The organism is Flavobacterium sp. FG68 (genome assembly GCF_057808895.1).
The window spans coordinates 52423-79254 of the sequence record NZ_JBMDIY010000009.1; the positions used below are offsets into that span (position 1 = coordinate 52423).

A 26832-nucleotide genomic window follows, 5' to 3' on the forward strand; every position below is an offset into this window, starting at 1 on the left:
TTAAAATGAAAAATATATACATTAGATCGATTTTCCTTTTTCTAGGATTATTATTATCGTCATCTTGTTCTGATTATCTGGACAAAGAAAGCGATACCGAACTTACTTTGGATGGTGTTTTTGAGAGTAAAACAAAAACAGAAAATTGGCTTGCAGGCTGTTATTCCAGAATTCCGGACCCTACCTGGGGATATGCACGCAGTTTGGGATGGGAAATTTTAGGCGATGATATGACACCGTCAGAAAGATGGCGTCAGTACGACTGGCAGGTTATCCCGTTTATTTTAGGAGACTGGTCAGTAGGTTCACAATGGAGCCCTGGATATTGGAACAATCTTCCGCAGCGAATAAGAGAATGTAATCTCCTAATACAAAACATAAAACCATTACCGGAACAAAATTTAAATGAAGATGAAGTTCGTTTAATGATTGCAGAATGTCGTTTTTTAAAAGCCTATTATTACTCTTTATTGATCAATACCTACGGTCCAATTCCTTTTAGCCCGGATGAAATTACACCTGTAAATTATAACCTTTCAGATTTACAAGTTGGACAAACTCCGTATGATGACATTGTAGCGTGGATTAATAAAGAACTGAAAGAGGTTGAAACAATTTTGCCCGCAAATTATTCAGACGGAAGAAAATTTGGACGTGCTACATCAATTATGTGTAAAGCCGTAAGAGCCAGAATGCTGCTTTTTGCTGCAAGTCCGCTTGTTAATGGAAATTCAGAATATGCAAACCATGTTACTAAAGATGGAAAAGCATTATTCAACTCTACTTATGATGCCAACAAATGGAAAATTGCCGCAGATGCCAGTAAAGATTTAATTCTGAGTGCAGAAGCTGCTGGACATAAGTTATATACAGAAACAAACGCTGCAGGAAAAATTGATCCGTTTTTATCTTGTCAAAACTTGCACCTTGTAGAAGCAAGTAAAGGAAATGGAGAAGTACTTTTTGCCCGTGTAAATGTAGAATCTAAAGAATATGACAGACATACCGCACCGGGCGGAGCAGGTGGAGCCGGAGGTTATGGCGTAACTCAGTCTTTGGTTGATGCTTTCTTTACAGCAAATGGTTTACCTATAACCGATTCTAATTCAGGATATGTTGAAAATGGTTTCTCTTCTCAGGACGGATACTGGCCAAATGGAATAACCAAATTTAATGAAGTGAAAAGTCCGGGACTTGTAACACTTGCAGGGACTTACAATATGTATTGCAATCGTGAACCAAGATTTTATCTGGCTGTAAATTTTGATGGTGCATGGTATACAGATGGTGATAATGCCGGAAAAGATAAAGGAAGAAAACTGGAATTTTTTAACGGTAAAAAAGACAATAACAATACTCATGATGCCCCACAAAATGGATATTTAGCAAGAAAAAGAACAGACCCAACAAGAAATCCTACTATTGGTTATTTTGCCCCTCGTCACGGAATTTTATATCGCTTAGGAGAAGCTTATTTAAATTATGCTGAAGCACTTAACGAATCTGATCCCGGAAATCCGGAAATCCTGCTTTACTTAAATAAAATTAGAACAAGAGCCGGAGTAAGAACCTATACAACTGGCGGAACTGACGTTGATAATATTCATGTAAACAGCGATCAGGAAAGTACTAGAAAAATCATCAGAATGGAACGCAGAGTTGAGCTTTGTACTGAAGGAATTCGCTATGATGATTTAAGAAGATGGAAACTGGCAGAAACAGTTTTGAACGGGCAATTCTACGGAATGAACTTTAACGGTAAAAATGCTGATGAATTCTATAAAAGAACGGCGTATCAAACAAGAGTATACAGAAAATCTTTCTATTGGCTCCCAATATATTTAGCAGAAATCGAAAAGAACCCTAATTTAATCCAGGCACCTTTCTGGGACAAATAACTAAAAATCAAAACAAATGAAAAATATAAAAAATATTATCTCATTTATAATAATGAGTTTGGTTTTTGTCTCCTGTGAAGACAGCGGACTTGAAAATCAGGATTGGCTTAAGCAGCCTAATTTTGCCAATCCTTTGACTATGACACTTTCGAGCAAAGAAATTGTATTAACTAAAGAGAATGAAGCGGCAAATGCTATAACATTTACCTGGACACAAGGAAATGACAGAGGAGCCGGAACCAGCCTGACATATTTTTTCAGAATGGATATCGCTGGCAATAATTTTGGAGAAGGCGCAGCACCCGGAACAAGTACAACAATTACCGAAGAAATTCCGGCAGGCGTTTTTACCAAGTCTTATACCGTAGGGCAGTTAAATGGTTTATTGCTCAAAAACTTTAAACGTCCCGGAGGTGTTGTTACCAATCTTGAAGTGCAGATTATTGCAAGAGTAGATAATTCAGCACAATATCAGCTTCCGGAAGTATCTACTTCAAGTTTTGCCGTAACCAGTTACAGCCCGGGGCCATTACCATTGTTTACGGTTGGAGATGCCATAAGCGGCGGCTGGGATTACAGTGCAGGTAAAATTTTACCGGAAAAAACAGAAAGAACTATTTACAATTTCATCGGAGATTTCTCAGTAGGTTCATTCAAAGTTATTGAAAAACCGGGCAGCGAATTACCATCTTATGATCCTATTGCCGGAAACAAAATTGTGTATAACGAAACCGAACCAAGAAACAATGATAATGTCTTTAAAGTAACTCAGGCAGGTCGTCATTCTTTCTATCTGGATATTGATCAGGGAACTTATGCTTTTGGATATGTACCTTATGAAAATGTTTATATGGTTGGAAACGCCATAACCGGTATAGGCTGGGATATTGGAAAAGCAAAACCAATGAATTGGGATCCTAAAAACCCTGAAGTATTTACGTATAAAGGACAATTTGATGCCGGAGAATTTAAACTTGCTTTAGATTTAGGAAACTGGGGCGGCAGATTTTTGATGCCTCCAGCAAATGGAACGGTGATAAAAGGAGAAGCATCGGATAATCCAACTGTAATGTTAATGCCAAACGGATCACCGGATAATAAATGGATTATTGAAAGCGCAGGACAATATGAGCTTACTATAAATCCGGCAAAAATGACTATTCTATTGAAAAAACTGTAATAAATTAAGTAGTTAAGTGGAAGAAGACAAAACTTTTCAGTCCCGGTTGGACTGGAGAGTTTTGAATTCTTTTTTTAACTTTTTTCAAGAACTAAATAAGGCATGCTTTATAGATTTCCGTTAAACGGAAAACGAAAAAGTTAGTAGTAATTCTTATAAAAAAACAAGTTATGATACAATTTAAAATAAATAGTTTCTGTCTTATGGATTCCGTAAGACTGCGTTTTACATTATTTTTAATGTTTATAAGTTTAGCCAATATCGTTCAGGCACAAACAAGCGGCAATCCCTTGTTTACAGGAGCCGATCCCGAAATTCATTACTTCAACAATAAATATTACATCTATACCACAGCCATTTACGGCACACAATTTCACGCCTATTCCTCAACTGATTTGACCAACTGGCATGACGAAGGACTTATTTTCGATCTCTTTCCGGATAGTCCGTGGGCGCAATACAACGGCTGGGCTCCGGCAGTAGTTTTTCGCAATAACAAATATTATTTCTATTATACTGCCGAAACCAAAATAGGTCTTGCAGTAGGAAATACTCCGATAGGCCCTTTTACAGATATTGGCGCACCGCTTATTGCCACAGATCCATACACCGATGATATTATCGATGCCAATGTTTTTGTTGATGATGACGGGCAGGCTTATATTTATTACGGAGGATCAGGCAAAAGTCGAATGGTTGTTCGTAAATTAAATCCAGATATGGTTTCATTAGCCACAGGACCAACCGATATAACACCTCAAAATTATACCGAAGGTCCTTATATGGTAAAACGAAAAGGAATTTATTATATGATGTATTCCAATGGATCCTGGTTTAATGATACTTACAATGTGCAGTATTCTACTTCAAATACACCAATGGGACCCTGGACTTATAGAGGAAAAGTATTAAGTTCTAATGTAGAAGACAAAGGTCCGGGTCATCATGGTGTGATCAAAATAGGAAACTGTGATGAATACTACATGGTTTACCATCGTTACGAAAATGGCACATCGGGAGATCGAAAAATTGCGATTGACAGAATGTATTTCAATTCTAATGATTTGATTGAACCCGTAAACATGACCAATTATGGTGTGGCACCAAGAATACCGGATCAATCCTGTCCAACACAAAGTATCGTTTCGGGAGGAATTTATAAATTAACCCACAAAGGGACTAATCAATGTCTGGATGTTGTTAATAACAGCAGTCAGTCGGGAGCAAACGTGCAGCAAAGTACAGACAATGGTAATGATGCACAACGCTGGGTGATAACACTCGAAGCAGACGGATTTTATAAATTAACCCACAAAGGAACAAATCAGTGTCTGGATGTTGCTAATAACAGCAATTTACAAGGCGCAAACGTACAGCAATGGCTGGACAGCAACAATAATGCACAGCGCTGGAAAATTGAAATAATGTCTGATGGTTATGCAAAGTTAACCCACAAAGGAACCAATCAATGTCTGGATGTCGATAACAACAGCAGTCAGTCCGGTGCGAATGTACAGCAATGGACAGATAACCTGAACGCGAATAATGATGCCCAAAGATGGAAATTAGATTTAATTGAAGTGCCAATTGTTTCCGGCGGAGTTTACAGGCTGATTCATAAAGGAACGAACCAAAGCCTCGATGTAAGTGATGGCAGTACACAACAAGGAGCAAATGTGCAGCAATACACCAGTAATGAAACCGATGCACAGCGTTGGGTAATTACAAAAGAATCAGATGGTTTTTATAAATTAACGCATCGAGGTACAAATCAGGTTTTAGATGTAGATAACAACAGCAGTCAGCCCGGAGCCAATGTACAGCAATGGTCAGATTTGGGAACCGATGCACAGCGTTGGAAAATAGAATTAATGAGTGACGGTTATTTTAAACTCACCCATAAAAATACGAATTTGTGTCTGGACGTGGTAAATAACCTTGCAGAACCGGGAACAAACGTACATCAGTGGACCGATAACAACAACGATGCACAACGCTGGAAACTGCAATTACTAAAATTCACGCCAACTTTAGGAACTGCCAAAATTTCGAAGCCTACACCAAATGCTGAGGAAACTTTAAATGTATATCCAAATCCGGTAAAAAACACGCTCTTTTTTACGGGTGAAATGGCAGGAATAAAAGTTCAGGTTTTTTCAGAAACCGGAAGTCTGGTTTTGCAGCAAATAGTAAAAGAAAACAGTATTGATGTTTCGGGCTTAGCAACAGGAATTTATTTTGCTGTTTTTGAAAAAGACGGAACAAAAGTTACAAAACGATTTATTAAAAAATAAACGGAGAATGAAAAGTAAATACTTCAAATAAGATCATTAAAATCATTATTTTAACGAAATGATTTGAAGTATTTATTTAAGATTAATTTTAAAATAAAATATGAAAACAAAACAATTTTTAGTTACAATTATTTGTCTTGCTTCCGCAGCTTTATCCGCTCAGGAATACAAACCCGAAGCGAATCCTAAAGCAATGGTAGTTTCAGGCAATGCCAGATTTACAGTACTTTCTCCGCGAGTAATTCGTATGGAATGGAGTTCAGACGGAAAGTTTACAGACAATGCTTCGCTGACCTTTGTAAACCGAAATCTTCCCGTGCCGTCGTTTACCAAAAAAGAAAGTAATGGTGTACTACAAATTGTAACCGATGTCGTAAAACTTAAATACAAAACAGGTTCAGGCAATTTTAACGACAAAAATTTAAGTGTAGATTTTATAGTAAACGGTAAACCTGTTTCATGGAAACCCGGTTTAGCAAACACTAAAAATCTGTTAGGAACAACCCGAACGCTGGATGGAGTTGACGGGCCGGCTAAAGAACTGGAAAAAGGTATAATTTCTCGCGATGGATGGTATTTAATAGACGACAGCGAACGCCCGCTTTTTGATAATTCAGAGTGGCCGTGGGTTATGGCGCGTCCCGGAGATAAACCACAAGATTTATACCTTTTTGCTTATGATTCTGATTATAAAGCGGCCTTAAAAGACTTCACTGATATTGCCGGAAAAATAGCCATGCCGCCAAGATTTGCCTTTGGTGCATGGTGGTCACGATACAGAGAATATTCTGATACTGAATTTCGTGATCTTGTTGGTGAATTTAAAATGCATGACGTTCCGCTTGATGTATTTGTAATCGATATGGACTGGCACGTAAAATCGTTACCTGAATTTTTCAAAAACGGACAAAGACAAAGAGATCAGGCCGGAGAAGATTCGGGATGGACTGGTTTTACATGGAATAAAAACTTGTTTCCTTCTCCTGAAAAATTCTTAAAATGGACCAATGAACAGCATCTTAAAACCTGTTTAAATCTGCATCCCGCATCTGGAATTCAGCCTTTTGAAGAAGTATATCCCGAAATGGCAAAAGCAATGGGAATTGATCCTTCTACAAAAAAATACGTGCCTTTTGATATTACGGATAAAAAATTTGCTACCAATTATATGAATTTGGTATTACATCCTATTGAAAAAGCAGGTGTTGATTTTTGGTGGTTAGACTGGCAGCAATGGGGAAGTACCAATATTCCCGGTGTTAACCCGACTATCTACTTAAATTATGTACATTACAGTGACATGGAACGCCAAAACAAAGTGCGTCCGCTTATATTTCACCGTTGGGGTGGTTTAGGGAATCACAGATATCAAATAGGATTCTCCGGCGACACGCACGTATCTTGGGAATCATTAAATTATCAGCCTTATTTTACTGCTACAGCTGCCAACGTTGGATTTGGTTATTGGAGCCATGATATTGGCGGACATCAAGGCGACGCGGGAACTGCAGAACTGTATACAAGATGGATTCAATGGGGTGTTTTTAGTCCGATATTCAGAACCCATGCAACCGCTGCACCACAGCACGAAAGACGTATTTGGGCATATCCGCTTGATAATTTTCTTATTATGAGAGAAGCGTATCAAATGAGATATTCTCTGGTGCCATATTTATACAACGAAGCACGTAATACATACGAAACAGGAGTTTCTACAGTACATCCAATGTATTATGATTATCCAAAGGAAGAAACCGCTTATGCTACACCAAACGAATATATGTTTGGGCGTGATATGATTGTACATCCCATAACAAAACCTATCGAAAAAGGAAGTGTTTTCCTGACGCATGAAACATGGCTTCCAGAAGGTAAATGGTACGAATTGAGTACAGGAAGCATTATAAAAGGCGGCAAAAAAGTTTCGATGCCTTTTACTTTAGGAGATATTCCGGTTTTTGTAAAAGAAGGCGCTATTATTCCGATGCAGTCAAAAGTCGAAAGAACAGATGAAAAACCATTAAATCCTTTAATTCTTGCTTTTTATCCCGGAAAAAAAGGAAATTTAAAACTGTATGAAGACGAAGGTAATAACAACAACTTCAAGAAAAATGCTTTTACCTACACGCCAATAACTTCGGAGCAAACCGGAAATAAAACAAATATTGTGATCGCGCCTGTTGAAGGTTCATTTCCCGGAATGCTGACTTCAAGAGGTTACGAACTGCGTTTTCCATGTTCGTTTCCTCCAACAGCGGTATCAGTAAACGGACAAAATATTCCGTACAGCGAAGAAGCAAAAACAGGAACCTGGTCTTATGTTGGAGATGATTTTGAAACCCGTATTTATGTACCAGAATCTTCGACGAATACAAAAGTTTCTGTTGAGGTACAATTTCCAGATTACGATCAGCAGCTTCTTTCCCGTAAAAAAGGGCAAATTAAATACATGAAAAATTTCGAAACATTTCGTTTGTTAAACAATTGGAATGATGGATTATACAGTCCATTCGAAATAATGTCACTTTCTCAATTTGGTCAAAATATCGAATATAATATTACCGATATTAAAAAAGAAATTGATGGATTTAACACCCGCTGGAATAGTGCTTTATTGACTATTCAATCAATCAGTGAAACCAATAAAGTCTACAAACCGTATTACGAATTACTGAAAATCTATGGAAAAATTGCCGAAAGACCAGAATTTAAAAGCAACGATACGGAGTTAGAATCTGACACAAAAGCAAAAGTGGAGTTTATTCAAAAAGGAATTGATAAAATTTATTACACCACAGACGGTTCTGTTCCAACACGTAATTCGCAGCTTTATACAAAAACATTTGAAGTTAATGTTCCGGCGCGTGTAAATGCAATTGCAGTTCCTGCGGGCGAAGGCTCAGCGAGTTCTGTTATTTCGAAGATATTTTACAATAAAAAAACAGGTTTAAATTATAATTTATACAAAGGAAAGTGGAGCAAAATACCTGATTTCAGTAAACTTACTCCGGTTGATAAAGGTTATGCCCCAGATTTTGATTTAAATAAAATTAATCATGATGACAATAATTATGGCTTGGTATATAATGGATTTATAAATGTTCCGGAAGACGGAAAATATACTTTTTATGTTTCATCTGATGATGGAAGTAAATTCTATATCAACGATCAATTGCTTATTGATAATGATGGATTACATGGCTTTGACGAAAAAAAATCGGAAATAATCTTAAAGAAAGGATTAGTTCCAATTCGATTAGAATATTTTCAGGAAAGTTATGGCGCAGGATTATCAGTTGACTTTTCATCAGACAAAATCGCTAAAACCAGTCTTTTTCCTTCTATTTAAAGAGAATTTTTTAGAAGTAAAAAAGACATAATACTATTAAAAAAGGATGAGCAAAATGTTCATCCTTTTTTACTATTTTTACTAAGGTTGGAAATCCAAAATGCAATCTTTACCCAATATTTAAGAATTTACTAACTGAAAAGACTGAAATAAAATTCAGTTTATCAACAAAAATAAACCACATGAAAAAAGTTATAGCAGCAGTTTTGATTTTATCTTTCACACAAATCATCCAGGCGCAAAAAGGTTTTAAACCTCTCTTTGACGGAAAAACTACAAAAGGATGGCATACTTATGGTAAAGATTCGGCTCTGGCCGGATGGAATGTAGAAGACGGATTATTGCATTTTAATCCCGATGCCGCAAAAGACGGACAGGGAGGAGATTTAGTAACCAATGCTGAATTTGAAAATTTTCATTTAAAATTAGAATGGAAAATATCACCAAACGGAAACAGCGGAATTATTTTTTATGTCAACGAAGATCCTCAAAAATATCCAAACACATTTAGTACAGGTTTAGAAATGCAGGTTCTGGACAACGACGGACATCCGGACGGAAAAATCACAAAACACCGCGCGGGAAATTTATACGATTTAATTGAAAGTAAATCTGAACCGGTAAAACCAGTTGGGGAATGGAATAAAGCTGAAGTTATAAGCAATAAAGGAAAACTAACGCTTATTTTAAACGGCGTTGTCGTAGTTGAAACTACACTTTGGGACGATAATTTTAAAAAATTAATAGCAGGAAGTAAATTTGCCGACTGGGCAGGATTTGGAACATTCAAAAAAGGAAAAATAGCGCTGCAGGATCACGGAAACAATGTATGGTACCGCAACATTGAACTAAAACAATTATAAATTAACAGAAACAAAATGAAGAAAACTTTTTTTTTACTTTTTAGTTTGATCTTAATTACAAGCTGTCAAAAAGAGAGCAGTAAACCTGTAATTGTTAATCCTCCTTTAAAAGTTAAAAAAGAAGCTCCAAAAAAAGCTGTATTAGAATATGGTATTGATGAAAATGACAAGGAAATTTACAGTCGGCCATCGGTGGATTCTCTACCTGAATATCCGGGAGGAATAGATAGGTTTAATATTTTTTTAAAGAAGACTTATGTTTTGCCAAAAAAAGCAGTTGAAGAAGAAGCGATGGGGCCAGTTTTTACAACTATTGTAATTGAAAAAGATGGAACAGTATCTAATATAGAAGTTCTTCGTGATTTTGGCTATGGATCAGGCAAAGAGATGCTAAGGGTTATGAAATTATGTCCTAAGTGGACGCCTGCATTAAAGGGAGGAAAACGAGTAAGATGTTTGTACAATTTTCCCTTTTATGTTCAGTACTAAATTTTTAATAAGCAAAATTGGCTATTAACTGCGGTGTTTTAAAAAACAGCCAAAATTTCTCAAAGCAATAATAACAGGAATAATGCCTTTACCGTTTTCGGTGAGGCTGTATTCCACTTTTGGAGGTACTACAGGATAATGTCCGTGTGATAGGTGCAAAAGGTATCATTACCTCGGATATAACAATACTACAAAACCAAGCACAGCCTTTGTAGAAATCAAAAGAGGTTTAGACTGGAATTATGAGTTAGAAAAGATCGAGGTTGATTCTGGAAACGGTTTTAGTTTTGAAGCAGAAGCTTTTGCAAATCACATTAAAAACTATAATAAAAAGGAACAGATTTCAATGATGAATGAATCTGTAGATAACATATCAACTATTTTGGATATTTTGAATGTCATTAAAAAGTAATAATTCTTTTATCTTAAAAAAACTGCTAAACCATTCGTTTAGCAGTTTTTATATTAATTATTACAGGGTAACTATAAATTTAATAAATCAAGAGATACGCTACCTGATTCTTCATCTTCTGCGGTAACAGTATAATATTTGATACCTATCAAGCCCCCTAAATAAAAGGCTATAACATCACCCTCTTGTGCTAAAACCTGCCATGCGTTTTGCACCGGATACAGTTTCCCACGGGCGCTTATTGTGGTATTCCTTATAGTATACGTTACTGCGGGAACAAAAAGACCATTTTGTGTCAATTGAAAAAAGATGTTTGCAGAAAATTTGTTTGTGCTATTATCATGTTGTTGCTTGGGTGTCGCAGCATTAAATTCCGGACTAATGCATAATGATAATAATAGTATGGTACTAGTAATAATCTTTTTTTTCATAGTTCTTAAAATTAATGGTTAATAATGGTTTGATTTATATAAAATTGATTTTCTAATTCTATAAATACTCCTTTCTGAGTATGGATTTTATTTGCAGTAATCTTTTGGTAGTGTAGATAATTGTCTAATAGTGAAATACATAGACGGCTTGTAGAAGAGCTTAAAGGTAAATAAAATATTACAATAACGATTGAAAAGAATAAGTTTTATTTGATTTTCAGATTGTTACAGCCAATTTTACTGCAATACAAGGTAAAGTCATTTATATACTTTCATACAAAAAACCGCTGTCATAGCGGTTTTTTGTTTTACATCATTTTGATTTTACTTCTTATTAATTATCCGTTTGTCAAAATGTTGATTTGTCTCTTAAACAAAGCATGTTTAAATAAAACGAAATATTCAAGAATGCAGCGAAATGATCTTGTGCTTTTATTTCGACCTCTCATGGATAAAAATTCCGCACTCATGCCTTTTTTTTAATTTGAACTATGGCCTCACACTAATTTTATTACAGAAATGAGATAAGATGCATGCGCTAATGTGCCTTAGAATCACTTTCCTAAACGAGACGTAACTAACCTGAAAAGGAACAAAATACATAACAAAATGGAAAATTTAAACGGTTTACAACAGCAAAAATGCCCTTATCAGGCTCAACAAGCAGTGGATGCAGTGACAACAGCAGCACCAGCGGTAATTCCAGACATTACAACTCCGCTTGTATCAACAACAAATCAGCCGCCGGTTATTGGTACTAATAATCTTGGGCTTATAAATAGTTTTATTGGCACCTGGAACAGTCCCACGGGCGCAAATGCCACAGGTTACAATGTTATGCCTTTGCCGCAAACAGATGCTCCAAGTGGTTATATCACTAAAAACTTTCCTTATTTCGAAGAAATCTCATTTTCGTCTATAGCCGGCGGAGCACCAAATAGGGAAGGGCAATACACACAGGCAAGCAGTGTACTATTTTATGAACAAAGAGTTTACATTGCCAACAATGCAGATCCAAACGGAGCACAGCCCATTCAAAATACTTTAATTCATGCTGAGAACGGAACGTGGCTTTATCACGTAATACAAAATCAGGTTGAAGGCCCTTATGGCCCTGGTTTTGTTCCGGATTCAAATCCAATTCCGGTACAAAATCCGGCAACTCAGTATAACAAACAAATTTCTGTACCTCATGGTGTTTCAGTTTTAATGACGGGAGGACCAGTTGCTTCGGGAACAGGAAATCCGGTTTTTCCAACTGCAGACAGAACCAAATTACCATTTACAGACCCCACGATAATTGATCCGTCAACTTATTTGACACAGCAATTGAAAACATTAAACAGTCAGGGAATTACGGTTGAGAGCTACTCAAGTATTACGGTAAGTACAAATAATGAAGGCGGTGCAGTAAGCAATATAAATTTTGAAACTTCTTTTGGAAAAGTGCTTTCCATGACCACTACCTGGTATGTTGAAAATTTAAGTAACGGAACAACTCAGTTACAATACATTCAAAATATTGTTTTACAATTTTTGATTAATGGTATGCCAACTCAGTTTTTACATATTGATGCTAATACTTTACAGCTGGTAGAAACCTTTGTTCCGGTTAATGCAAATCAGGCATGGCAAAACACCGGAATTGCCGTACAGCCAGGTAATACGATAACAGTAAGTTACGAATCTGGATTATGGACAGCAGATCCGCAAACGAATAATGGTAACCTGTATGACGCAAATGGATGTCCGGGCATTATTGTAACACAATCAGGATATCCTATTCAAAATGTAAATATGGGTGCCCTTATAGGACAAGTTGGAAATAATGCTCCATTTTTTATTGGAAATGGACCCGTTACAACTCCTGCAGATCAAAGCGGACCATTGAAGTTATGCATCAACGATGATTTAAACGCTGAATACGGAGCAGGATTAGCTGATAATATTGGCAGTCTGCAGGTACGTATCAAAATTTAAAAGACTAATAAAAATCTCTTCAGTTTTATTGCTGAAGAGATTTTTATTGAAAACAAAAATACTCCTAATTCTAATAACCAAAAAATGAAACCTACTAAAGAATTTACGGTCGCAGATTATCTGCTGACCCGACTCAAACAATTAAATGTTACCGAGGTTTTTCAAATTCCGGGAGATTATGTAAAGCATTTTACACAGGCTCTGGAATACTTTGACGGAATTGAAACCATTGGGACTTCAAACGAACTAGACGCTTCTTACGCGGCAGATGCTTACGCGCGCACCAGAGGTTTAGCCGCCGTATCTTTACAATACGGAGTAAGTACTTTTAGCGCATTAAATGCTATTGCAGGAGCTTATGTAGAACGCAGCCCAGTTGTTGTAATTAGTGCAACACCCGGAGCCGATGCCCGACAAATAGGAAGTATGTACAATGTACTTTACCATCACTCTACAGGTAATCTTAACGCAGATCAGGAAGTGTATGAAAGAGTAACTGTTGCTGCCGAAACACTAAGCACTTCTGCAGGTGCTCCTGAAAAAATTGATAAATTACTTATCGCAGCACTTACACACCAACGTCCTGTGTATATAGCGTGTTATAAAGAGGTGTGGGGCGAACCTTGCCCAAAACCTTCCAGTAAAAAACTAGAACCTGAAATAATAAAAAGTGAACCGGCAGCACTAGAAAATGCTGTTTCTCAGGCATGGTCACAAATTAGTCAGTCAAAAAATCCTTTGATTTTTGCCGGAGTAGAGCTTTTGCGACATAAACTAACCAAACAATTAGAAGAACTTATTAAAGCAAGCGGAATGTTGTACACAACAACTTCACTTGGAAAAACGGTTCTGGATGAGAAAGGCGATAAATTTATAGGAACTTATTCTGATCAGGCTTCAATACCCGAAGTTATAAAAGTGGTCGAAGCTTCAGACTGTATTTTATCTTTAGGAACTATCATTACCGATGACTATTTATGGCTGGTAGAAAATAAATTTTCGGATATGATTCAGGTAACTACTCAGGAAACGAGAGTTGGTTATTTTACCTATTCAGGAGTAACTTTAAAAGACTTTATCGAAGCCTTAACAGAACGATTTAAAAGAGCGTCAGGATATCCTTTAAAAGCAATAGCCCCGGCTCAGCCAAGATTCCCGGAACCATGGCGATCTAACTCTGATCCTAAATACGATTTAACTCCGGAAGTAATAACGTTTAACCGCTTTTTTGAACATGCTACATCTTTTCTGAAAAAAGAAAAAATGCTGGACGATATTGTAATGACTTTTGGTGTAAGTTCATCAATGTACGTGGCTACCAATATTTACGGATTATCTCAAAACGCCTATATTTCTTCGGCTGCGTGGCAGTGTATTGGTTTTGAAACCGGTGCAGCTTCAGGAGCTCAGTTAGGAAGCGGTAAACAAGCCTGGACTGTAGCCGGTGACGGTGGTTTTATGATGATTGCACAATCACTTTCTACCCTTGTAAAATACAACATCAACTCCGTAATCTTCGTGATGAGCAATGGAGTATATGCTATAGAACAAGTATATGTTGACATGGACTCATTTAAAGCAGGTCCGGATCATAAGTTTGATGCATTTGATATTCTTCCAAAATGGGATTATCAGGCACTTGCCAAAGCATTTGGAGCAAACAGCTATCGTGCTGAAACTGTTTCAGAGTTAGATCATGTACTTCTAAATCTTAAGAAAAAAACAAATCTTCCAACTCTGGTAGAAATTGTAATTCCTCAAAAAGATCTGGCACAGCAAATGGCAAGACTTGGAAATGAATAAAACCACTATCTATAACTACTAAAAAATCTAAAAACATACTATCATGAGCAAAAAAACATACTCTATTTTTGGAGCAGGTGCAGCCGGACTCTATACGGCGTGGAGATTACTTGATGGAAAATCTAAACTCGCCAAAAACGAAAAAATGCTCGTTAAGGGCGATGTATTAGAACTTTACGACTGGGGAAAATATGATTTTTCTAAAAAAAATCCGGGAACGAGAGAACCAGGTGCACGTGTTTGTACATGGCATTATAAAGATGACAAAGACAATTCGTACCTTGAATTAGGAGGTATGAGATATTTATATTGGGATGGAACTCCTGAAGGACCCGGACATCGTTTAGTAACTAAAACCATTGAAGAACTGGATTTAAAGAAAGATTCAGTTCCGTTTAATGAGTCAGCAGACCCATTGATGTCTTTGCGTTCAAAAAACATGTATATCTCAGATATCAATTCTAATCAGCCAGCTCCGTATTTCGCAAACAATTACGCTCAGGATGCTCCGCCAGATGATGGTTTTACAACGATACAATCTGTCGCAATCACACAAACATCAGGGCCGACTACCCGAAGAGAATGGTGCAAATTTTATGAAGAAGGAAGGATCAATATTGATATGCCTGATAGCTCAATCTACCAAAAAGGAGATTTACTAAAAGAAATTGGATATTGGAACCTGGGTTATGACATGCTTGACCAAGAAGGATTTGGCTATTTATCTGATGGAAATGGTTATAGTTCAAACGTAGTAAACAGTAATAGTGCACAATCATTTAATGTGAATGATGAGTTTCTTCCGGGAACAGAATACAAAACTTTAATAAAAGGATATTCGAGCTTATTTGATTCCTTATTTGAAGAAGTTGAAAAACTGGCAAAACAAAAAGGAATCACTTTAAATTATTATCCAAACATTCGACTGCGTTCTATTGTGCACACTAAATCTGGAGTGAATTTTACAACTGCAACACGCAAAGATCCAGATGCACTTGCAGAAAGAAAAAAATGTGATGCAGCATTTCTTGCTATGCCTAGAGCAGCAATTGACTTAGTAGCGCAGGCAAGCAGATACAGTGATGAAGAAGCAACCGATGTATTAAATCATGAAAAAGTACAGTTGTATTTAGAGTCTGTATTAATGGAACCTTCATACAAAATAGGAATGTTTTTCGATACACCTTGGTGGAGAACAACTGAGGCCGGAAGCCCAACTTATCCTGCTAAACTAACGAGTTATTTCCTGACACAAGAAGGAATTGAGAAATTAAGAAAAGAGGGGTTTCTTTCTAACTATCTTAAAAAAATAGAAACGGCTAAAAATCCGGCTATCATTGTTAATTCGTTTAACGATAAGGTAAGCTTTATAACTGCTGTAGAAAATGCAATCGAAGAACGTTTAACTTTTAAACAAGAGAAACAAATTTCGACTGTAGCCGAATTAGATACTATTGGGCCAAGTATTACAGATATGCCTATTCGACAAGTGGTTTATTTTGGTGATAATGCCAGAGACGGAAAAGGAAAAAAAGTATACGGTATTTTGGCCAGTTACGATGATATTCAATATTCAACATTCTGGAAACCTCTGGAACTTGGACCAGATGCAACTCGTGAAATTCCTGAATCAAGAGATTTACAGCCGCTTGAAGGGCCAAGAGATGCCACTCCGGTAATGGTAAAAATGCTTCGTTCACAGTTGGCATCATTGCATTTTGGGCCGCAGGCTGATTATTCGTATGTGCCTGAGCCTTTAGAAACAAAATATATGGACTGGTCACTTCCTCCATTTAATGCAGGATATCATGCTTATAAATCGCATTATAATTTAGGTGATGTGCAAAGAAAAATTAGAAAGCCATCTCAATTAGTTCCAAACACAGACTGCGAAATTTTTATTGTAGGAGAAACCTATTCAAACGATCAGGCTTGGGTAGAAGGTGCATTTTGTACTGCTGAATCTGTGCTGAATGATTTCTTTGGAATCGAACCTATTATTGACGAAAAATACTATCCATTTATCAGTCCGGAGTAATCTATTTTAACCAAAAACAAATGAAAACTAAAAAACTATTTAACTTTTCTACTTCGGTAACAAAAGACAATATCAAAGATGTAATGCAGCAGGCAATTGCACTGGAGCTTGCTACAATTCCAACGTATTTATCGACCTATTATTCGATAAACAGAGCACAGGATCAGGATAAATTGTATGCTAAACTTCATGCGCAGCTTTCAAAATCCGGCGTGCGTACTGCTGCCGAAATCGACGAACTGGCGCAAGAACTGAAACTCGATATATTAGTTTATTCGAATAAATCGGCTGCCTTAATTATGAGCGTTGTTATTGAAGAAATGCTGCATCTGGCACTTTCATGCAATGTGAAACAAGCAGTTTGTCAGACAGCGCCTGATTTAATGGGAATTGGAAAAGTATTGACATTTCCAACACAATTAGACGGACATATTCCTGAATTTCAAATTGATGCAGCAAAATTGTCATTGAAGCAATTGACTACATTTTTACAAATTGAAAGTCCTGAACCGTTTAAAGATCCTTATGCAAATGCACAATTGTTGGATACTGTTGAATATCAAACGATTGGACTTTTATATGAAATGATTATCAAATGTATAAAAGAGGATTTTCCGGGACCTTATGAGCAAAGACCACAATTGCTTCCTCCGGATAATCCGGATCGTCCGAGACCGTATTATTCTCAAAATTCAATGAATACGGTACATTATGACAGAGATCACAATCCTCAATTTGCCAATACAGATGATAGTGAAGGACTTGTTGGCGTACACGACGCTCACTCGGCAATTGAAGCTATACATCGCATCATTGAACAGGGAGAAGGAAAAAGCAAATACAAGCAGCATACTTTAATTTGGGGCGAAAATAAAATGCCGGTACCAATGGATATTGTTGATGGCAAAGTAATTTTTTGGGAAGGTGATTATGATGATTCCGGGAAAGAACCTGCTCATTTTGCCAAATTTCTTGAAGCCTACACACTTGGCGGGCATTATCAGCAAAAGTTCCGTAACATTCAGGGATTAGATGATTTCTTCAGCTATTTTGTATATGATACTGATGCTAATCCTAAAACAGCCGATTATATAGCTTCAGGCAATCAGGCGCTGGCGCTATGTTCACAATTAGGTAATGCAGTTTTTGCTTATATCCTTTTAATGATTGAAGCTTGTTATCATAAAGATGAAAGTACACAATACGATTTATTCATTTTTGGTATTCATAAATCAATGATTTGGCTTTTAAGCGGTGTTGGTAATCAAATTAACCAATACACTTATACCAAAGGCAATCAGGCTTATAAAGGCGCTTTAACATTTGAACCTTTTTCATTTGAGCAAAGTTTCTTAAGACCAAAAGCACAAATCATGAATCTGGTTGATCAATTGGCGAAAGCCGATCCTGTTAATTGGGGCTGGGCTATCAAAAGCGAAAACTATTTCCCGTCTTTACCAGACGTAGGATTGGATTACAGCATTGAAGCCGATATTCCTAAAGTACCAAGTACACCTTATAAACACAATCATTAATATAAAAATATACAACATGTCAGAATTAGTAACAAAAGAACTTCATGTATGCATGGGGCTTAATTCATGCAAAAATGCGGGATATTCAGGAAATAATGATTGTGCAGGTCAAGGCGATTGCTCAACAGCAGTTGGTCATCCCTGCCACACCTTAAACGCTTGTAAAGGGCAGGGAGGCTGCGGGATTTTTGGTACAACAGAAGAACTCTGCCATCCCGGCGAAAATGATTGTCGTTATCAGGGCAGCTGTGGTGTACCTATTTTATCTTCCCGTTTTATGGCACAAGGTCCAAATAAAGGACTTAGTGTTTGGCAATTAGCAAGAATACGCTTTGAAGAAAAAAGAATAAAAAAGGGAGAATCCTTTGGTGAAGCTCCGCAGCAATACGGACCAAGTGACGAATATGTAAACTCCATTCGCGGTACTTCAGGCGTAGATTATTCTTCTTGCGGACAAAGCGGTTCAAGATCTTGTTCTTACATTAATAATCCTACTGAAAGAAAAGCTGCAGCAGCAGAAAGAGTTTTAAAAATGGAAGAAGAAAGCGCTAAAAAACTACCGGAAAGTCTTTCAAATTGTCAACCGAAAAATAATGGACACTAGACTTGGATTACCCAATTTAGGATTGGGATTAGGGCTCAGAAGCCAGCATTTTGAACATATTCTGGAGAAGAACCCTGCCGTAGATTGGTTTGAGGTAATTTCTGAGAATTTCATGGATTCACATGGACGTCCAAGATATATTTTACAACAAATAGCAGAAAAATATCCCGTGGTAATGCACGGGGTATCGCTTTCTATAGGAAGTACTGATCCTTTAAATTTTGATTATCTAAAGAGTTTAAAACAACTCGCAAGTGAAGTCAAGCCAGCCTGGATTAGTGATCATTTGTGCTGGACAGGAGTTTTAACAACTAATTCGCACGATTTGCTTCCGCTTCCGCTAAATGAAGATTCATTAAAACACGTTTGCAGCCGAATCAGACAAGTTCAGGATTATTTAGAGAGACCGCTGATTGTGGAAAATCCAAGTACCTACGCAGCTTTTAATAATTCAACTCTTCCGGAATGGGAGTTTTTACGAATCATGACCGAAGAAACTGGCTGTGGATTACTCTTGGATGTCAACAATGTATATGTTTCTTCCTTTAATAATGATTTTGATCCTGTAGAATACATTAACGGAATTCCACATGATAAAATAGTTCAAATGCATTTGGCAGGTCATCAAAATTGCGGTAATTATATTATTGATACACACGATAGAGAAGTAAATAATCAGGTTTGGAAATTATTTCAGCAAGCTTATCAATTGGCCAATCAGGCATCAATTTTATTAGAGTGGGATGGAAACATTCCGGCTTTTGATGTGTACCATTCTGAATTATTGAAATCAAAACAATATATGGATGCAGCATTTGTTGGAGTTGAAAAAGAAGTTTTTTCTATTGATAAAGAACAAGTTTCAAATCCATTGAATTTATTCGCTGTAGACAAATTTTTATAAACTCCAAAAATGCAGAAAACGGTAAAAATACCATTACAAGACTTTCAGCAATGGATCCAGCAGCTTTTGCTCGATCCTTATCAGCAAACAGGAGTAAACCCTTATGATTTGCTTTCGAATGCAGAAAATGCAGTTTCAATTGAAGATGTAATTTGTCATTCGAAAAAACTTACAGCTCAGGAACATTTAGCTATTTACCAGCGAAGTTATATTGCGCGATTGCGAAATTGTATGTCACAGCAGTTTAGTGCTTTAGAATATGCTTTAGGCGAAGCTATTTTTTGCGCTTTCGCCGATGATTATCTGGCTTCAAAACCTTCTTATAATTACAATTTATCTTTTTTGGGAGCTCATTTTGCAGAATATCTGGAAAATAACAGACCCGATGCTGATGAAGATATCAAAGAAGATTGGATCGATTTTATGATTGAACTCGCCAGATTTGAATACGCCATTGGTGTTCTTTTTGATGAAAAAGCAGACGAAAATTACCAGTTAGCTACAATCGATACACCCGAAAATGAACTAAAATTACTGCCTGTATTTGCCTTATTTAAGTTCCAGTTTCCTGTTCGAAAGTACTATTCTGAATTCAAAAATGACAAGAATCCTGATTTGCCTCTTCAAAACGAAAGTTATTGCGTGGTTTTACGACACAAATTTAAGCTCTCAATTTACGATCTGCACAAAGAACAATATGATTTTTTATGTATTCTGAAAGAGCATAAAGATATTGCTGCAGTAAAAGAATTGTTTAAAAATCAATATAAAGAAAATGATGTTCAGTTTGAAGAAGTTTGGAACAGTTGGAAGGAGCGTTGGCTGGGTGCTAATTTTTTTAGGGTTTAATAGAATAAACGAAATATAGTTATACCTCAAAACCTTCATTATTAAAAGCAACAGCAATCCTACCACTTTTTACAAATTCGATCAATTCAAAAGCCTTTAATTCAAAAGTAAGATTATTGATTTCGTCTTCATGGCCAGTTGCTTCAAAAATCGTAAAATCTTTTTCGATAGTTATAAATCGAGTGTTATATTTTCTAAATAAATGATTCATTTCTTCGTTCATGATGCTCGAAGTCTTTAGTTTAAATAATCCCATTTGTTTCCATACAATCTCGTCGTTTGTGCTGTAGTAACATTTAAAAACCTCGATGATTTTTTCAATTTGAAGTGCTATGTTTCTAACTATTTCATAAGTGTCATTGATTACGAGCGTACATCGGTACATTTTGTCGATTTCGCAAGTAGATATATTCAGGCTTTCCAAACTGATTTTTCTGCGAGAAAGTATAACAGTTATTTTATTCAGTAATCCCATTTGATCTTCTGTATAGGCGGTTAAAGTATATTCTTGTTTCATTTAAAAGTTTAATTATTTGAATTAATTGTAAGCAGTGCTTTTTAGAAATAAAAAAGCCTTTCTCGTTTGACAGAGAAAGGCTTTTATTATGCAATAGAATCCTGCCTCGTCACGGTAGACGAATAATGATAATTGCGCTGATAATAATTTGTACTGAATTTTTCATGTATATTTTAAATAAAAAAACCTCCCAAATAGGAAGGTTTTAAATTGTATCGTGTACTTATTTATATAACATCCCTGATCATTATCGAATGATAATAATGCTGCTAATAATAGTGATGTTAATTAAGTTTTTCATTTTCTGGTATGGATGAGCGACAAATGTATTGATTTTTATAAGATTACAAAATGTTTTTTCAGTTTAATAATCGGTTTTGAATGAAGTAAAAAATGATTTTTTAACACATAGAAACATAGGTTTTATGTGTGCAAAAGAATATAAAAAGAAACATGTTTCTAACACATAGTCCCGATAGCTATCGGGATGTGTTAATGCAATTGAAACGCCTTTAACGACATTGAAAAACTATGTTTCTATGTGTTTAAATTAAATATGTTCAAAGAAGCATTCTTTTAATAATCCAGCCACAATTTCAATAGTGAAGCTTTTGTTCTGCTTACAATTACAGCCTCATCTTTGCTGTGTTTTATCTTAAGCTGCAGTTTCCCATTAAAATAATTATTTAAACAGTGAAGGATTAATCACTTTTACGGCTGGTCCTCAGTTCAGTTTTTTGGCCAGCGGTAATCAAAGTGTTTTAGATAATAGTAAAAAACTTTTCAAAAAAACCGATTTTGCCGTTGTTGCCGGAGCAGAAATCAATATAAGACCTATTACTATTTATGGAAGATATATCTGGGGATTTTCTGATGTGAGTAATTTTGGAGAAAAAGCAAACAGCCAGCAAATTCAGGCAGGATTATCTGTTCGTTTGTTTTAAAATGATGAATTCCTGGAAAATAATAAAAGGACTTTTAGTTACATTAGTAATCCTGATTATCTCCTTATTTTTTCTAATAAGCACAGCGATCACTTATATCCTGAAAGCGAGAATAGAACTAAACGAAAAGATAGACAGCAGTTTAGGTATTAAAAAAGATGATTTGGTTCGCTAGCAATAGCGAACCTTTTTTTGTTTTCTGCCTCTACAATAATTATCCATCATAAAGTAAAAATTGTCCATTTGATATTAACATCGAATAGTTGAACTTTACAGTTAATTACAGGAAAGATTAAAAACAATTTAAATTTTCTATTATGAATTACGGACAATTAGCTTTTACAGATACTATTAAAAAAATGCAGGAAGAAGCGGGAAGCAGAAGCGCTTATGATCGCATGGAAAAAATGTCGGTTGTAGACGGATTGACAGAAAACGAAATTAACTTTATTGGTGACAGAGATAGTTTTTATATGGCCAGTTTTGGAGAAAATGAATATCCATACATTCAACATCGCGGCGGCCCAGCCGGATTTATTAAAGTGATCGATAATAAAACAATTGGAATTGTTGACTTTTCGGGTAACCGACAATATATTTCTACGGGTAATATTTCTAAAAATGAAAAAGTAGCTTTAATTATGATTTCATATCCGCAAAGAGCTAGATTAAAACTGTATGCAAAAGCGAAAATTGTTGATTTAGAAGAGAACAAGGAACTATATGATCTCTTAAAACCAGAAGATTATAAGTTTCGTCCGGAGCGCATGATGGTTTTTGAAATTCAGGCTTACGACTGGAACTGTCCGCAGCATATTACGCCGCGTTATTCAACTGAAGAAATTGAACAGGCCTTATTACCGCAGAAAAAATATATTTCTGATTTGGAAAATAGGGTAAAAGAACTTGAATTGGAATTATCCAAAAAATAATTAGAGTAAAAGCGTTACTCTTTTTGAAGAATTTAAAATAAAAAGTCGAATCAAGTTCTTTTCGAACTTCTTTTTAGAGCATATCCCTTTCATTTTGAATAGCCTATCTTATCATTTTGATAGGTATTTAAAAATAAGAGGGTTATGCTTTTTTTGTAGTTTATTGATAGTTAGTATTTTGCTTTTGTCTAAAATGCTCTGGCATGTCATTTGTTTCTGTTAGAGAAATTTAAATAAATCAATATCAATTAAAACTAATATGAAAGCAGATAAAACAAGAAGTAAGGAGATTACGAAACAATATGTATCAAAAAAATCTTTGCAGAATAAAGACAGATTTATAAATTTAATGGTGTTTGCCATCGTTTTCTTTATTGCTGTTTTATTAATCTCTAAAATAGTTTAGGTTTATAGTAACAGAATTTATTTTAAAGATTATGAAAATTATAAATCCTATAATTGACCCTAAAATAAACTTAGCTAAGAAAAATTTCTTTTCGAATTCATTTAAAAATAAAATAGAAACATCAGCAGTTAAAGAAGCTAAGGAATTAGTTGATTTTACTATTGAAAAAAACAAAGCTGCTCATACTTTTTGGATCAAAAAATTTTTAAAAAACTGTTATAATTTGTTGATGAAAAGTGATACAGGAAAAATCTACAGAAACAATTGAAAAGATAAAAAGGATATTTACACGAGATCAATTTCCTGCTAAAACTTAAAAACATATTATGTGCTAGTTACGATAAATCTTAGCAAATGATAACAGTTTCGACATAAAGAGTATAGTTTCACTCAATAATGATGCGTATATTTGAGATTATAAATTATAACAATGCTATCTATGAAAAAAATAGGATTTTTATCGTTTGGGCATTGGGCCAATCATCCATCATATAAAGCACGTACAGCAAGCGATACACTTCTTCAATCAATTGATTTAGCCGTTGCTGCAGAAGAAATAGGCATAGACGGAGCTTATTTCAGAGTACATCATTTCGCACAGCAGCTTGCGTCTCCTTTTCCTTTGCTTTCAGCCATTGGTGCTAAAACAAGCAAAATAGAAATTGGGACGGGCGTTATCGATATGCGATATGAAAATCCTTTGTATATGGTTGAAGATGCCGGTGCCGCAGACTTAATTTCAGAAGGACGTTTACAATTAGGAATCAGCAGGGGATCACCGGAACAAGTTATTGACGGCTGGCGTTCTTTTGGTTATGAACCTTTAGAAGGGGAAACAGATGCTGATATGGGACGCAAAAAAGCGTTGGAATTTTTAGAGAGATTAGACGGTGTAGGATTTGCCGAACCAAATCCATATCCGATGTTTCCAAATCCGCCTGGTTTATTACGTTTAGAGCCACATTCTGAAGGATTACGCGATCGAATTTGGTGGGGAGCTGCCTCTAATGCTACTGCTGTTTGGGCAGCTGAAAACGGAATGCATCTGCAAAGTTCGACGTTGAAATTTGACGAAAACGGAAAACCTTTCCATATCCAGCAGGCAGAACAAATCAGGATATACAAAGAAGCCTGGAAAAAAGCCGGACATAATCGCGAACCAAGAGTTTCGGTAAGCCGATCTATTTTTGCTCTGGTAAACGATCAGGATAAACTTTACTTTGGAAATCAGGGTAAAGCAGCCGATAGTTTTGGTTATATAGAAAGTGATAAACGTGCCATTTTCGGAAAAAGTTATGCCGCCGAACCGGATAAACTTATTGCAGAGCTTGCTCAGGACGAAGCGATTCAGGAAGCAGATACAGTATTACTAACTATTCCCAACACTTTGGGCGTTGATTATAATGTACATATATTGTCTTCAATTCTAAAATATATTGCCCCGGAACTGGGCTGGCGTTAATTTTTTTTAAATAAATAAAAGAGGCTGTCTCAATTTTTGAGACAGCCTCTTTTACTATAATTAATTTGTTTTTAGGGACTAAATTGGTCACTTTTTGGTATCCGATTTATCATTCCGTAGGAATGTTTCGTAGGTAGAAAAAAATAAGGATCAGTAATTTTACGTTCCGTAGGAACGTTTGACAGATCAGATTATTGAAAAACAATGTCAAAATCAAACGTTCCTACGGAACGTAAACCATTATTGCAATATAATTTTTCTACCAATGAGATGTTTCTACAGAACAAAGAAACATGTAAAATAAAAGGTTGTTTTGTCATCTATTTAAGAAATAATGTAATTTATAAAGGATTAAATCTATGTTAAAGCTTTACCTGCATTTCATTATTAGTTTGTAATTTGTATAACTGTTTAATTATTAAAAGATTGATTATGGAAACGCAAATTATTGAACTGGAAAAAAAATATTGGCAGGGAATGGAGAATCACGATTACGAAACGGTAAAACAGCTTACATATTTTCCTTGTATAATTGCCGGCAAAAATGGTGTACAAAGTGTCGATGAAGCCAAATTTAAAAAGATGTTTGAATCAGGCGATGGTGATAAAATAAAAGTATTAAGTATTTCTGATGTCGAAGCAAGGTCGATTGAAAATACTGCAATAATAGGATACGTAATAGAATTAGGAATACAAGATGCTAAAGAAAAAGCTCCTGTAAAATGTGCCTGCACTTCGACCTGGATCAAACAAAATAATAATTGGGTTTGTGCTTTGCATACTGAAGCTGAGTTGTCTCAGTAATGATTATAAAAATAATTTAAATGCATTATAAAAACTCTAAATCATTGATTTGGAGTTTTTTTTTATGGTAAGCGTTGATATCCTAATAATTAATTTCGCATTGAAAAATTAATATTCTATTTAAAATATAATATATACTTTTATTAGCTCATTTAAATTGACTAATACACTAACTATTATGAATAACCAAAACCAAAAAAATGAAATAAACCGACGCAGATTTTTACAAAGCACTGCAGCTGCAGGAATTTACCTGGGTCTATTTGGAATGCCCAATCTATTCGGTAATGAAATAATGGATAATAATGCTAAAGAAATTACAAATGTTAAGCTGAACAATGGCGTAAAAATGCCAATCTTGGGATTTGGAACTTACGGATTAAGAGGTGAAGTATGCCAACAATCTGTAGCAGATGCTTTATCAGTAGGTTACCGCCTTATTGACACTGCAAAAATATATGGAAATGAAGAAGCAGTAGGCAAAGGAATAAAACAAAGCGGAATTAACAGAAAGGAACTTTTTGTTACCTCAAAACTATGGGTTGATGATGCCGGTTATGAAAATGCAAAAAAAGGTTTTGAAGAAACACTGACTAAATTGGGACTTGATTATCTTGATTTGTACCTTATACACCGTCCAAGAGGTGATGTAAAAGGATCTTGGAAAGCAATGGAAGAACTTTACAAAGCTGGAAAAATCAGGGCTATAGGCATAAGTAACTTCGATTCAAACCAATTGGCTGATCTTTTGTCTTATGCTCAGGTAAAACCAGTTATAAACCAGATTGAGACACATGCTTATTTTCAGCAGGGAGATGCTTATAATTTGTTAAAAAAACACGATATCCAGATGCAGGCGTGGGCGCCTTTTGCAGAAGGCCGCAATGGACTTTTTACAAACGAAGTATTCACTCAAATTGCCAAAAAGCACGGTAAAACTGTTGCTCAGGTAAATTTGAGATGGCATTATCAACGCGGTATTGTTGCCATTCCGAGATCTTCCCAAAAAGCACACATTGTAGAAAATCTTGGGATTTTTGATTTCAAACTAGATTCTGGAGATATGAAAGCGATTGAAAAGCTGGACTTAAATAAAACCCAGTTTCCAGAATGGAGTTAAGTAATGATATAGTAACTG

General features: G+C 35.8%; 23 protein-coding genes. 20 read left to right on the forward strand and 3 right to left on the reverse strand.

The annotated features are described in order from the left end of the window. Positions 1–5 precede the first annotated feature (5 nt). From ACODSB_RS07770 to ACODSB_RS07795, 6 genes are all read left to right on the forward strand, one after another. Positions 6–1898 carry a RagB/SusD family nutrient uptake outer membrane protein gene (locus ACODSB_RS07770; RefSeq protein ID WP_488936616.1) on the forward strand — a complete coding sequence of 631 codons (1893 nt, stop codon included), beginning with the start codon at positions 6–8 and terminating at the stop codon, positions 1896–1898. A 16-nt stretch (positions 1899–1914) separates the two neighbouring features. Next, positions 1915–3078, forward strand: a complete 1164-nt coding sequence (locus ACODSB_RS07775; RefSeq protein WP_488936617.1) for a SusE domain-containing protein — start codon at positions 1915–1917, stop codon at positions 3076–3078. Positions 3079–3248: 170 nt separating this feature from the next. Further along, on the forward strand, positions 3249–5372 hold the full coding sequence (locus ACODSB_RS07780) for an RICIN domain-containing protein (RefSeq protein ID WP_488936618.1): 2124 nt from the start codon (positions 3249–3251) through the stop codon (positions 5370–5372). Positions 5373–5472: 100 nt separating this feature from the next. Further along, positions 5473–8721 carry a TIM-barrel domain-containing protein gene (locus tag ACODSB_RS07785; RefSeq protein WP_488936619.1) on the forward strand — a complete coding sequence of 1083 codons (3249 nt, stop codon included), beginning with the start codon at positions 5473–5475 and terminating at the stop codon, positions 8719–8721. Positions 8722–8903: 182 nt separating this feature from the next. Then, on the forward strand, positions 8904–9584 hold the full coding sequence (locus ACODSB_RS07790) for a 3-keto-disaccharide hydrolase (RefSeq protein ID WP_488936620.1): 681 nt from the start codon (positions 8904–8906) through the stop codon (positions 9582–9584). 15 nt (positions 9585–9599) lie between these two features. Next, positions 9600–10073: an energy transducer TonB gene (locus ACODSB_RS07795; protein WP_488936621.1), complete on the forward strand. Its 474-nt coding sequence runs from the start codon at positions 9600–9602 to the stop codon at positions 10071–10073. Between the two features lie 24 nt (positions 10074–10097). Here ACODSB_RS07795 and ACODSB_RS07800 read toward each other — a convergent pair whose 3' ends face one another. Together ACODSB_RS07800 and ACODSB_RS07805 are read right to left on the reverse strand one after the other, a co-directional pair. Further along, positions 10098–10232 carry a winged helix-turn-helix transcriptional regulator gene (locus tag ACODSB_RS07800; RefSeq protein WP_082356364.1) on the reverse strand — a complete coding sequence of 45 codons (135 nt, stop codon included), beginning with the start codon at positions 10230–10232 and terminating at the stop codon, positions 10098–10100. Between the two features lie 324 nt (positions 10233–10556). After that, positions 10557–10916, reverse strand: a complete 360-nt coding sequence (locus ACODSB_RS07805; RefSeq protein WP_488936622.1) for a hypothetical protein — start codon at positions 10914–10916, stop codon at positions 10557–10559. A 609-nt stretch (positions 10917–11525) separates the two neighbouring features. Here ACODSB_RS07805 and ACODSB_RS07810 point away from each other — a divergent pair. The 7 genes from ACODSB_RS07810 to ACODSB_RS07840 all read left to right on the forward strand — a co-directional run bounded on the left by ACODSB_RS07810 (position 11526) and on the right by ACODSB_RS07840 (position 20629). Beyond that, the gene (locus ACODSB_RS07810) at positions 11526–12896 is read left to right on the forward strand and encodes a heme-binding protein (RefSeq protein ID WP_488936623.1); all 1371 of its coding nucleotides are present in this window, start codon (positions 11526–11528) and stop codon (positions 12894–12896) included. An 84-nt stretch (positions 12897–12980) separates the two neighbouring features. Next, the gene (locus tag ACODSB_RS07815) at positions 12981–14699 is read left to right on the forward strand and encodes an alpha-keto acid decarboxylase family protein (RefSeq protein ID WP_488936624.1); all 1719 of its coding nucleotides are present in this window, start codon (positions 12981–12983) and stop codon (positions 14697–14699) included. A gap of 43 nt (positions 14700–14742) precedes the next feature. Further along, positions 14743–16737, forward strand: a complete 1995-nt coding sequence (locus ACODSB_RS07820; protein WP_488936625.1) for a flavin monoamine oxidase family protein — start codon at positions 14743–14745, stop codon at positions 16735–16737. Between the two features lie 20 nt (positions 16738–16757). Further along, entirely contained in the window at positions 16758–18272 is a 1515-nt protein-coding gene (locus ACODSB_RS07825; RefSeq protein WP_488936626.1) for a ferritin-like domain-containing protein, read from the forward strand. Between the two features lie 16 nt (positions 18273–18288). Further along, positions 18289–18876, forward strand: coding sequence for a hypothetical protein (locus ACODSB_RS07830; RefSeq protein WP_488936627.1), 588 nt, complete (start codon positions 18289–18291; stop codon positions 18874–18876). Further along, positions 18866–19780, forward strand: a complete 915-nt coding sequence (bufB, locus tag ACODSB_RS07835) for an MNIO family bufferin maturase (RefSeq protein WP_488936628.1) — start codon at positions 18866–18868, stop codon at positions 19778–19780. Before ACODSB_RS07830 ends, bufB begins: the two co-directional genes overlap by 11 nt. A gap of 9 nt (positions 19781–19789) precedes the next feature. Then, positions 19790–20629, forward strand: a complete 840-nt coding sequence (locus ACODSB_RS07840) for an HvfC/BufC family peptide modification chaperone (protein WP_488936629.1) — start codon at positions 19790–19792, stop codon at positions 20627–20629. 19 nt (positions 20630–20648) lie between these two features. Here ACODSB_RS07840 and ilvN read toward each other — a convergent pair whose 3' ends face one another. Next, positions 20649–21146: an acetolactate synthase small subunit gene (gene ilvN / locus ACODSB_RS07845; protein ID WP_488936630.1), complete on the reverse strand. Its 498-nt coding sequence runs from the start codon at positions 21144–21146 to the stop codon at positions 20649–20651. A gap of 704 nt (positions 21147–21850) precedes the next feature. Between ilvN and ACODSB_RS07850 the strand changes: the two genes are divergently transcribed. The 7 genes from ACODSB_RS07850 (at position 21851) to ACODSB_RS07880 (ending at position 26814) form a co-directional block, all read left to right on the forward strand. Beyond that, positions 21851–22090 carry an outer membrane beta-barrel protein gene (locus ACODSB_RS07850; RefSeq protein WP_488936690.1) on the forward strand — a complete coding sequence of 80 codons (240 nt, stop codon included), beginning with the start codon at positions 21851–21853 and terminating at the stop codon, positions 22088–22090. A 1-nt stretch (position 22091) separates the two neighbouring features. After that, the gene (locus ACODSB_RS07855; protein ID WP_488936631.1) at positions 22092–22265 is read left to right on the forward strand and encodes a hypothetical protein; all 174 of its coding nucleotides are present in this window, start codon (positions 22092–22094) and stop codon (positions 22263–22265) included. A gap of 142 nt (positions 22266–22407) precedes the next feature. Then, positions 22408–23022 (forward strand): pyridoxamine 5'-phosphate oxidase family protein, encoded by a 615-nt coding sequence (locus ACODSB_RS07860; RefSeq protein WP_488936632.1) that lies wholly within the window; start codon positions 22408–22410, stop codon positions 23020–23022. A gap of 437 nt (positions 23023–23459) precedes the next feature. Beyond that, positions 23460–23696 (forward strand): hypothetical protein, encoded by a 237-nt coding sequence (locus ACODSB_RS07865; protein WP_053470499.1) that lies wholly within the window; start codon positions 23460–23462, stop codon positions 23694–23696. Positions 23697–23867: 171 nt separating this feature from the next. Beyond that, on the forward strand, positions 23868–24890 hold the full coding sequence (locus ACODSB_RS07870) for an LLM class flavin-dependent oxidoreductase (protein WP_488936633.1): 1023 nt from the start codon (positions 23868–23870) through the stop codon (positions 24888–24890). A 432-nt stretch (positions 24891–25322) separates the two neighbouring features. Then, positions 25323–25694, forward strand: coding sequence for a nuclear transport factor 2 family protein (locus ACODSB_RS07875; RefSeq protein WP_488936634.1), 372 nt, complete (start codon positions 25323–25325; stop codon positions 25692–25694). Between the two features lie 178 nt (positions 25695–25872). After that, positions 25873–26814, forward strand: a complete 942-nt coding sequence (locus ACODSB_RS07880; protein WP_488936635.1) for an aldo/keto reductase — start codon at positions 25873–25875, stop codon at positions 26812–26814. The last annotated feature ends 18 nt before the right edge of the window (positions 26815–26832 follow it).

What these genes read in the sequence shown, in the direction of transcription:
- ACODSB_RS07770 (WP_488936616.1), top strand. Translation starts at nt 6, where the DNA reads ATGAAAAATATATACATTAGATCGATTTTCCTTTTTCTAGGATTATTA.
- ACODSB_RS07775 (WP_488936617.1), top strand. Translation starts at nt 1,915, where the DNA reads ATGAAAAATATAAAAAATATTATCTCATTTATAATAATGAGTTTGGTT.
- ACODSB_RS07780 (WP_488936618.1), top strand. Translation starts at nt 3,249, where the DNA reads ATGATACAATTTAAAATAAATAGTTTCTGTCTTATGGATTCCGTAAGA.
- ACODSB_RS07785 (WP_488936619.1), top strand. Translation starts at nt 5,473, where the DNA reads ATGAAAACAAAACAATTTTTAGTTACAATTATTTGTCTTGCTTCCGCA.
- ACODSB_RS07790 (WP_488936620.1), top strand. Translation starts at nt 8,904, where the DNA reads ATGAAAAAAGTTATAGCAGCAGTTTTGATTTTATCTTTCACACAAATC.
- ACODSB_RS07795 (WP_488936621.1), top strand. Translation starts at nt 9,600, where the DNA reads ATGAAGAAAACTTTTTTTTTACTTTTTAGTTTGATCTTAATTACAAGC.
- ACODSB_RS07805 (WP_488936622.1), bottom strand. Translation starts at nt 10,916, where the DNA reads ATGAAAAAAAAGATTATTACTAGTACCATACTATTATTATCATTATGC.
- ACODSB_RS07810 (WP_488936623.1), top strand. Translation starts at nt 11,526, where the DNA reads ATGGAAAATTTAAACGGTTTACAACAGCAAAAATGCCCTTATCAGGCT.
- ACODSB_RS07815 (WP_488936624.1), top strand. Translation starts at nt 12,981, where the DNA reads ATGAAACCTACTAAAGAATTTACGGTCGCAGATTATCTGCTGACCCGA.
- ACODSB_RS07820 (WP_488936625.1), top strand. Translation starts at nt 14,743, where the DNA reads ATGAGCAAAAAAACATACTCTATTTTTGGAGCAGGTGCAGCCGGACTC.
- ACODSB_RS07825 (WP_488936626.1), top strand. Translation starts at nt 16,758, where the DNA reads ATGAAAACTAAAAAACTATTTAACTTTTCTACTTCGGTAACAAAAGAC.
- ACODSB_RS07830 (WP_488936627.1), top strand. Translation starts at nt 18,289, where the DNA reads ATGTCAGAATTAGTAACAAAAGAACTTCATGTATGCATGGGGCTTAAT.
- bufB (WP_488936628.1), top strand. Translation starts at nt 18,866, where the DNA reads ATGGACACTAGACTTGGATTACCCAATTTAGGATTGGGATTAGGGCTC.
- ACODSB_RS07840 (WP_488936629.1), top strand. Translation starts at nt 19,790, where the DNA reads ATGCAGAAAACGGTAAAAATACCATTACAAGACTTTCAGCAATGGATC.
- ilvN (WP_488936630.1), bottom strand. Translation starts at nt 21,146, where the DNA reads ATGAAACAAGAATATACTTTAACCGCCTATACAGAAGATCAAATGGGA.
- ACODSB_RS07855 (WP_488936631.1), top strand. Translation starts at nt 22,092, where the DNA reads ATGATGAATTCCTGGAAAATAATAAAAGGACTTTTAGTTACATTAGTA.
- ACODSB_RS07860 (WP_488936632.1), top strand. Translation starts at nt 22,408, where the DNA reads ATGAATTACGGACAATTAGCTTTTACAGATACTATTAAAAAAATGCAG.
- ACODSB_RS07865 (WP_053470499.1), top strand. Translation starts at nt 23,460, where the DNA reads ATGAAAATTATAAATCCTATAATTGACCCTAAAATAAACTTAGCTAAG.
- ACODSB_RS07870 (WP_488936633.1), top strand. Translation starts at nt 23,868, where the DNA reads ATGAAAAAAATAGGATTTTTATCGTTTGGGCATTGGGCCAATCATCCA.
- ACODSB_RS07875 (WP_488936634.1), top strand. Translation starts at nt 25,323, where the DNA reads ATGGAAACGCAAATTATTGAACTGGAAAAAAAATATTGGCAGGGAATG.
- ACODSB_RS07880 (WP_488936635.1), top strand. Translation starts at nt 25,873, where the DNA reads ATGAATAACCAAAACCAAAAAAATGAAATAAACCGACGCAGATTTTTA.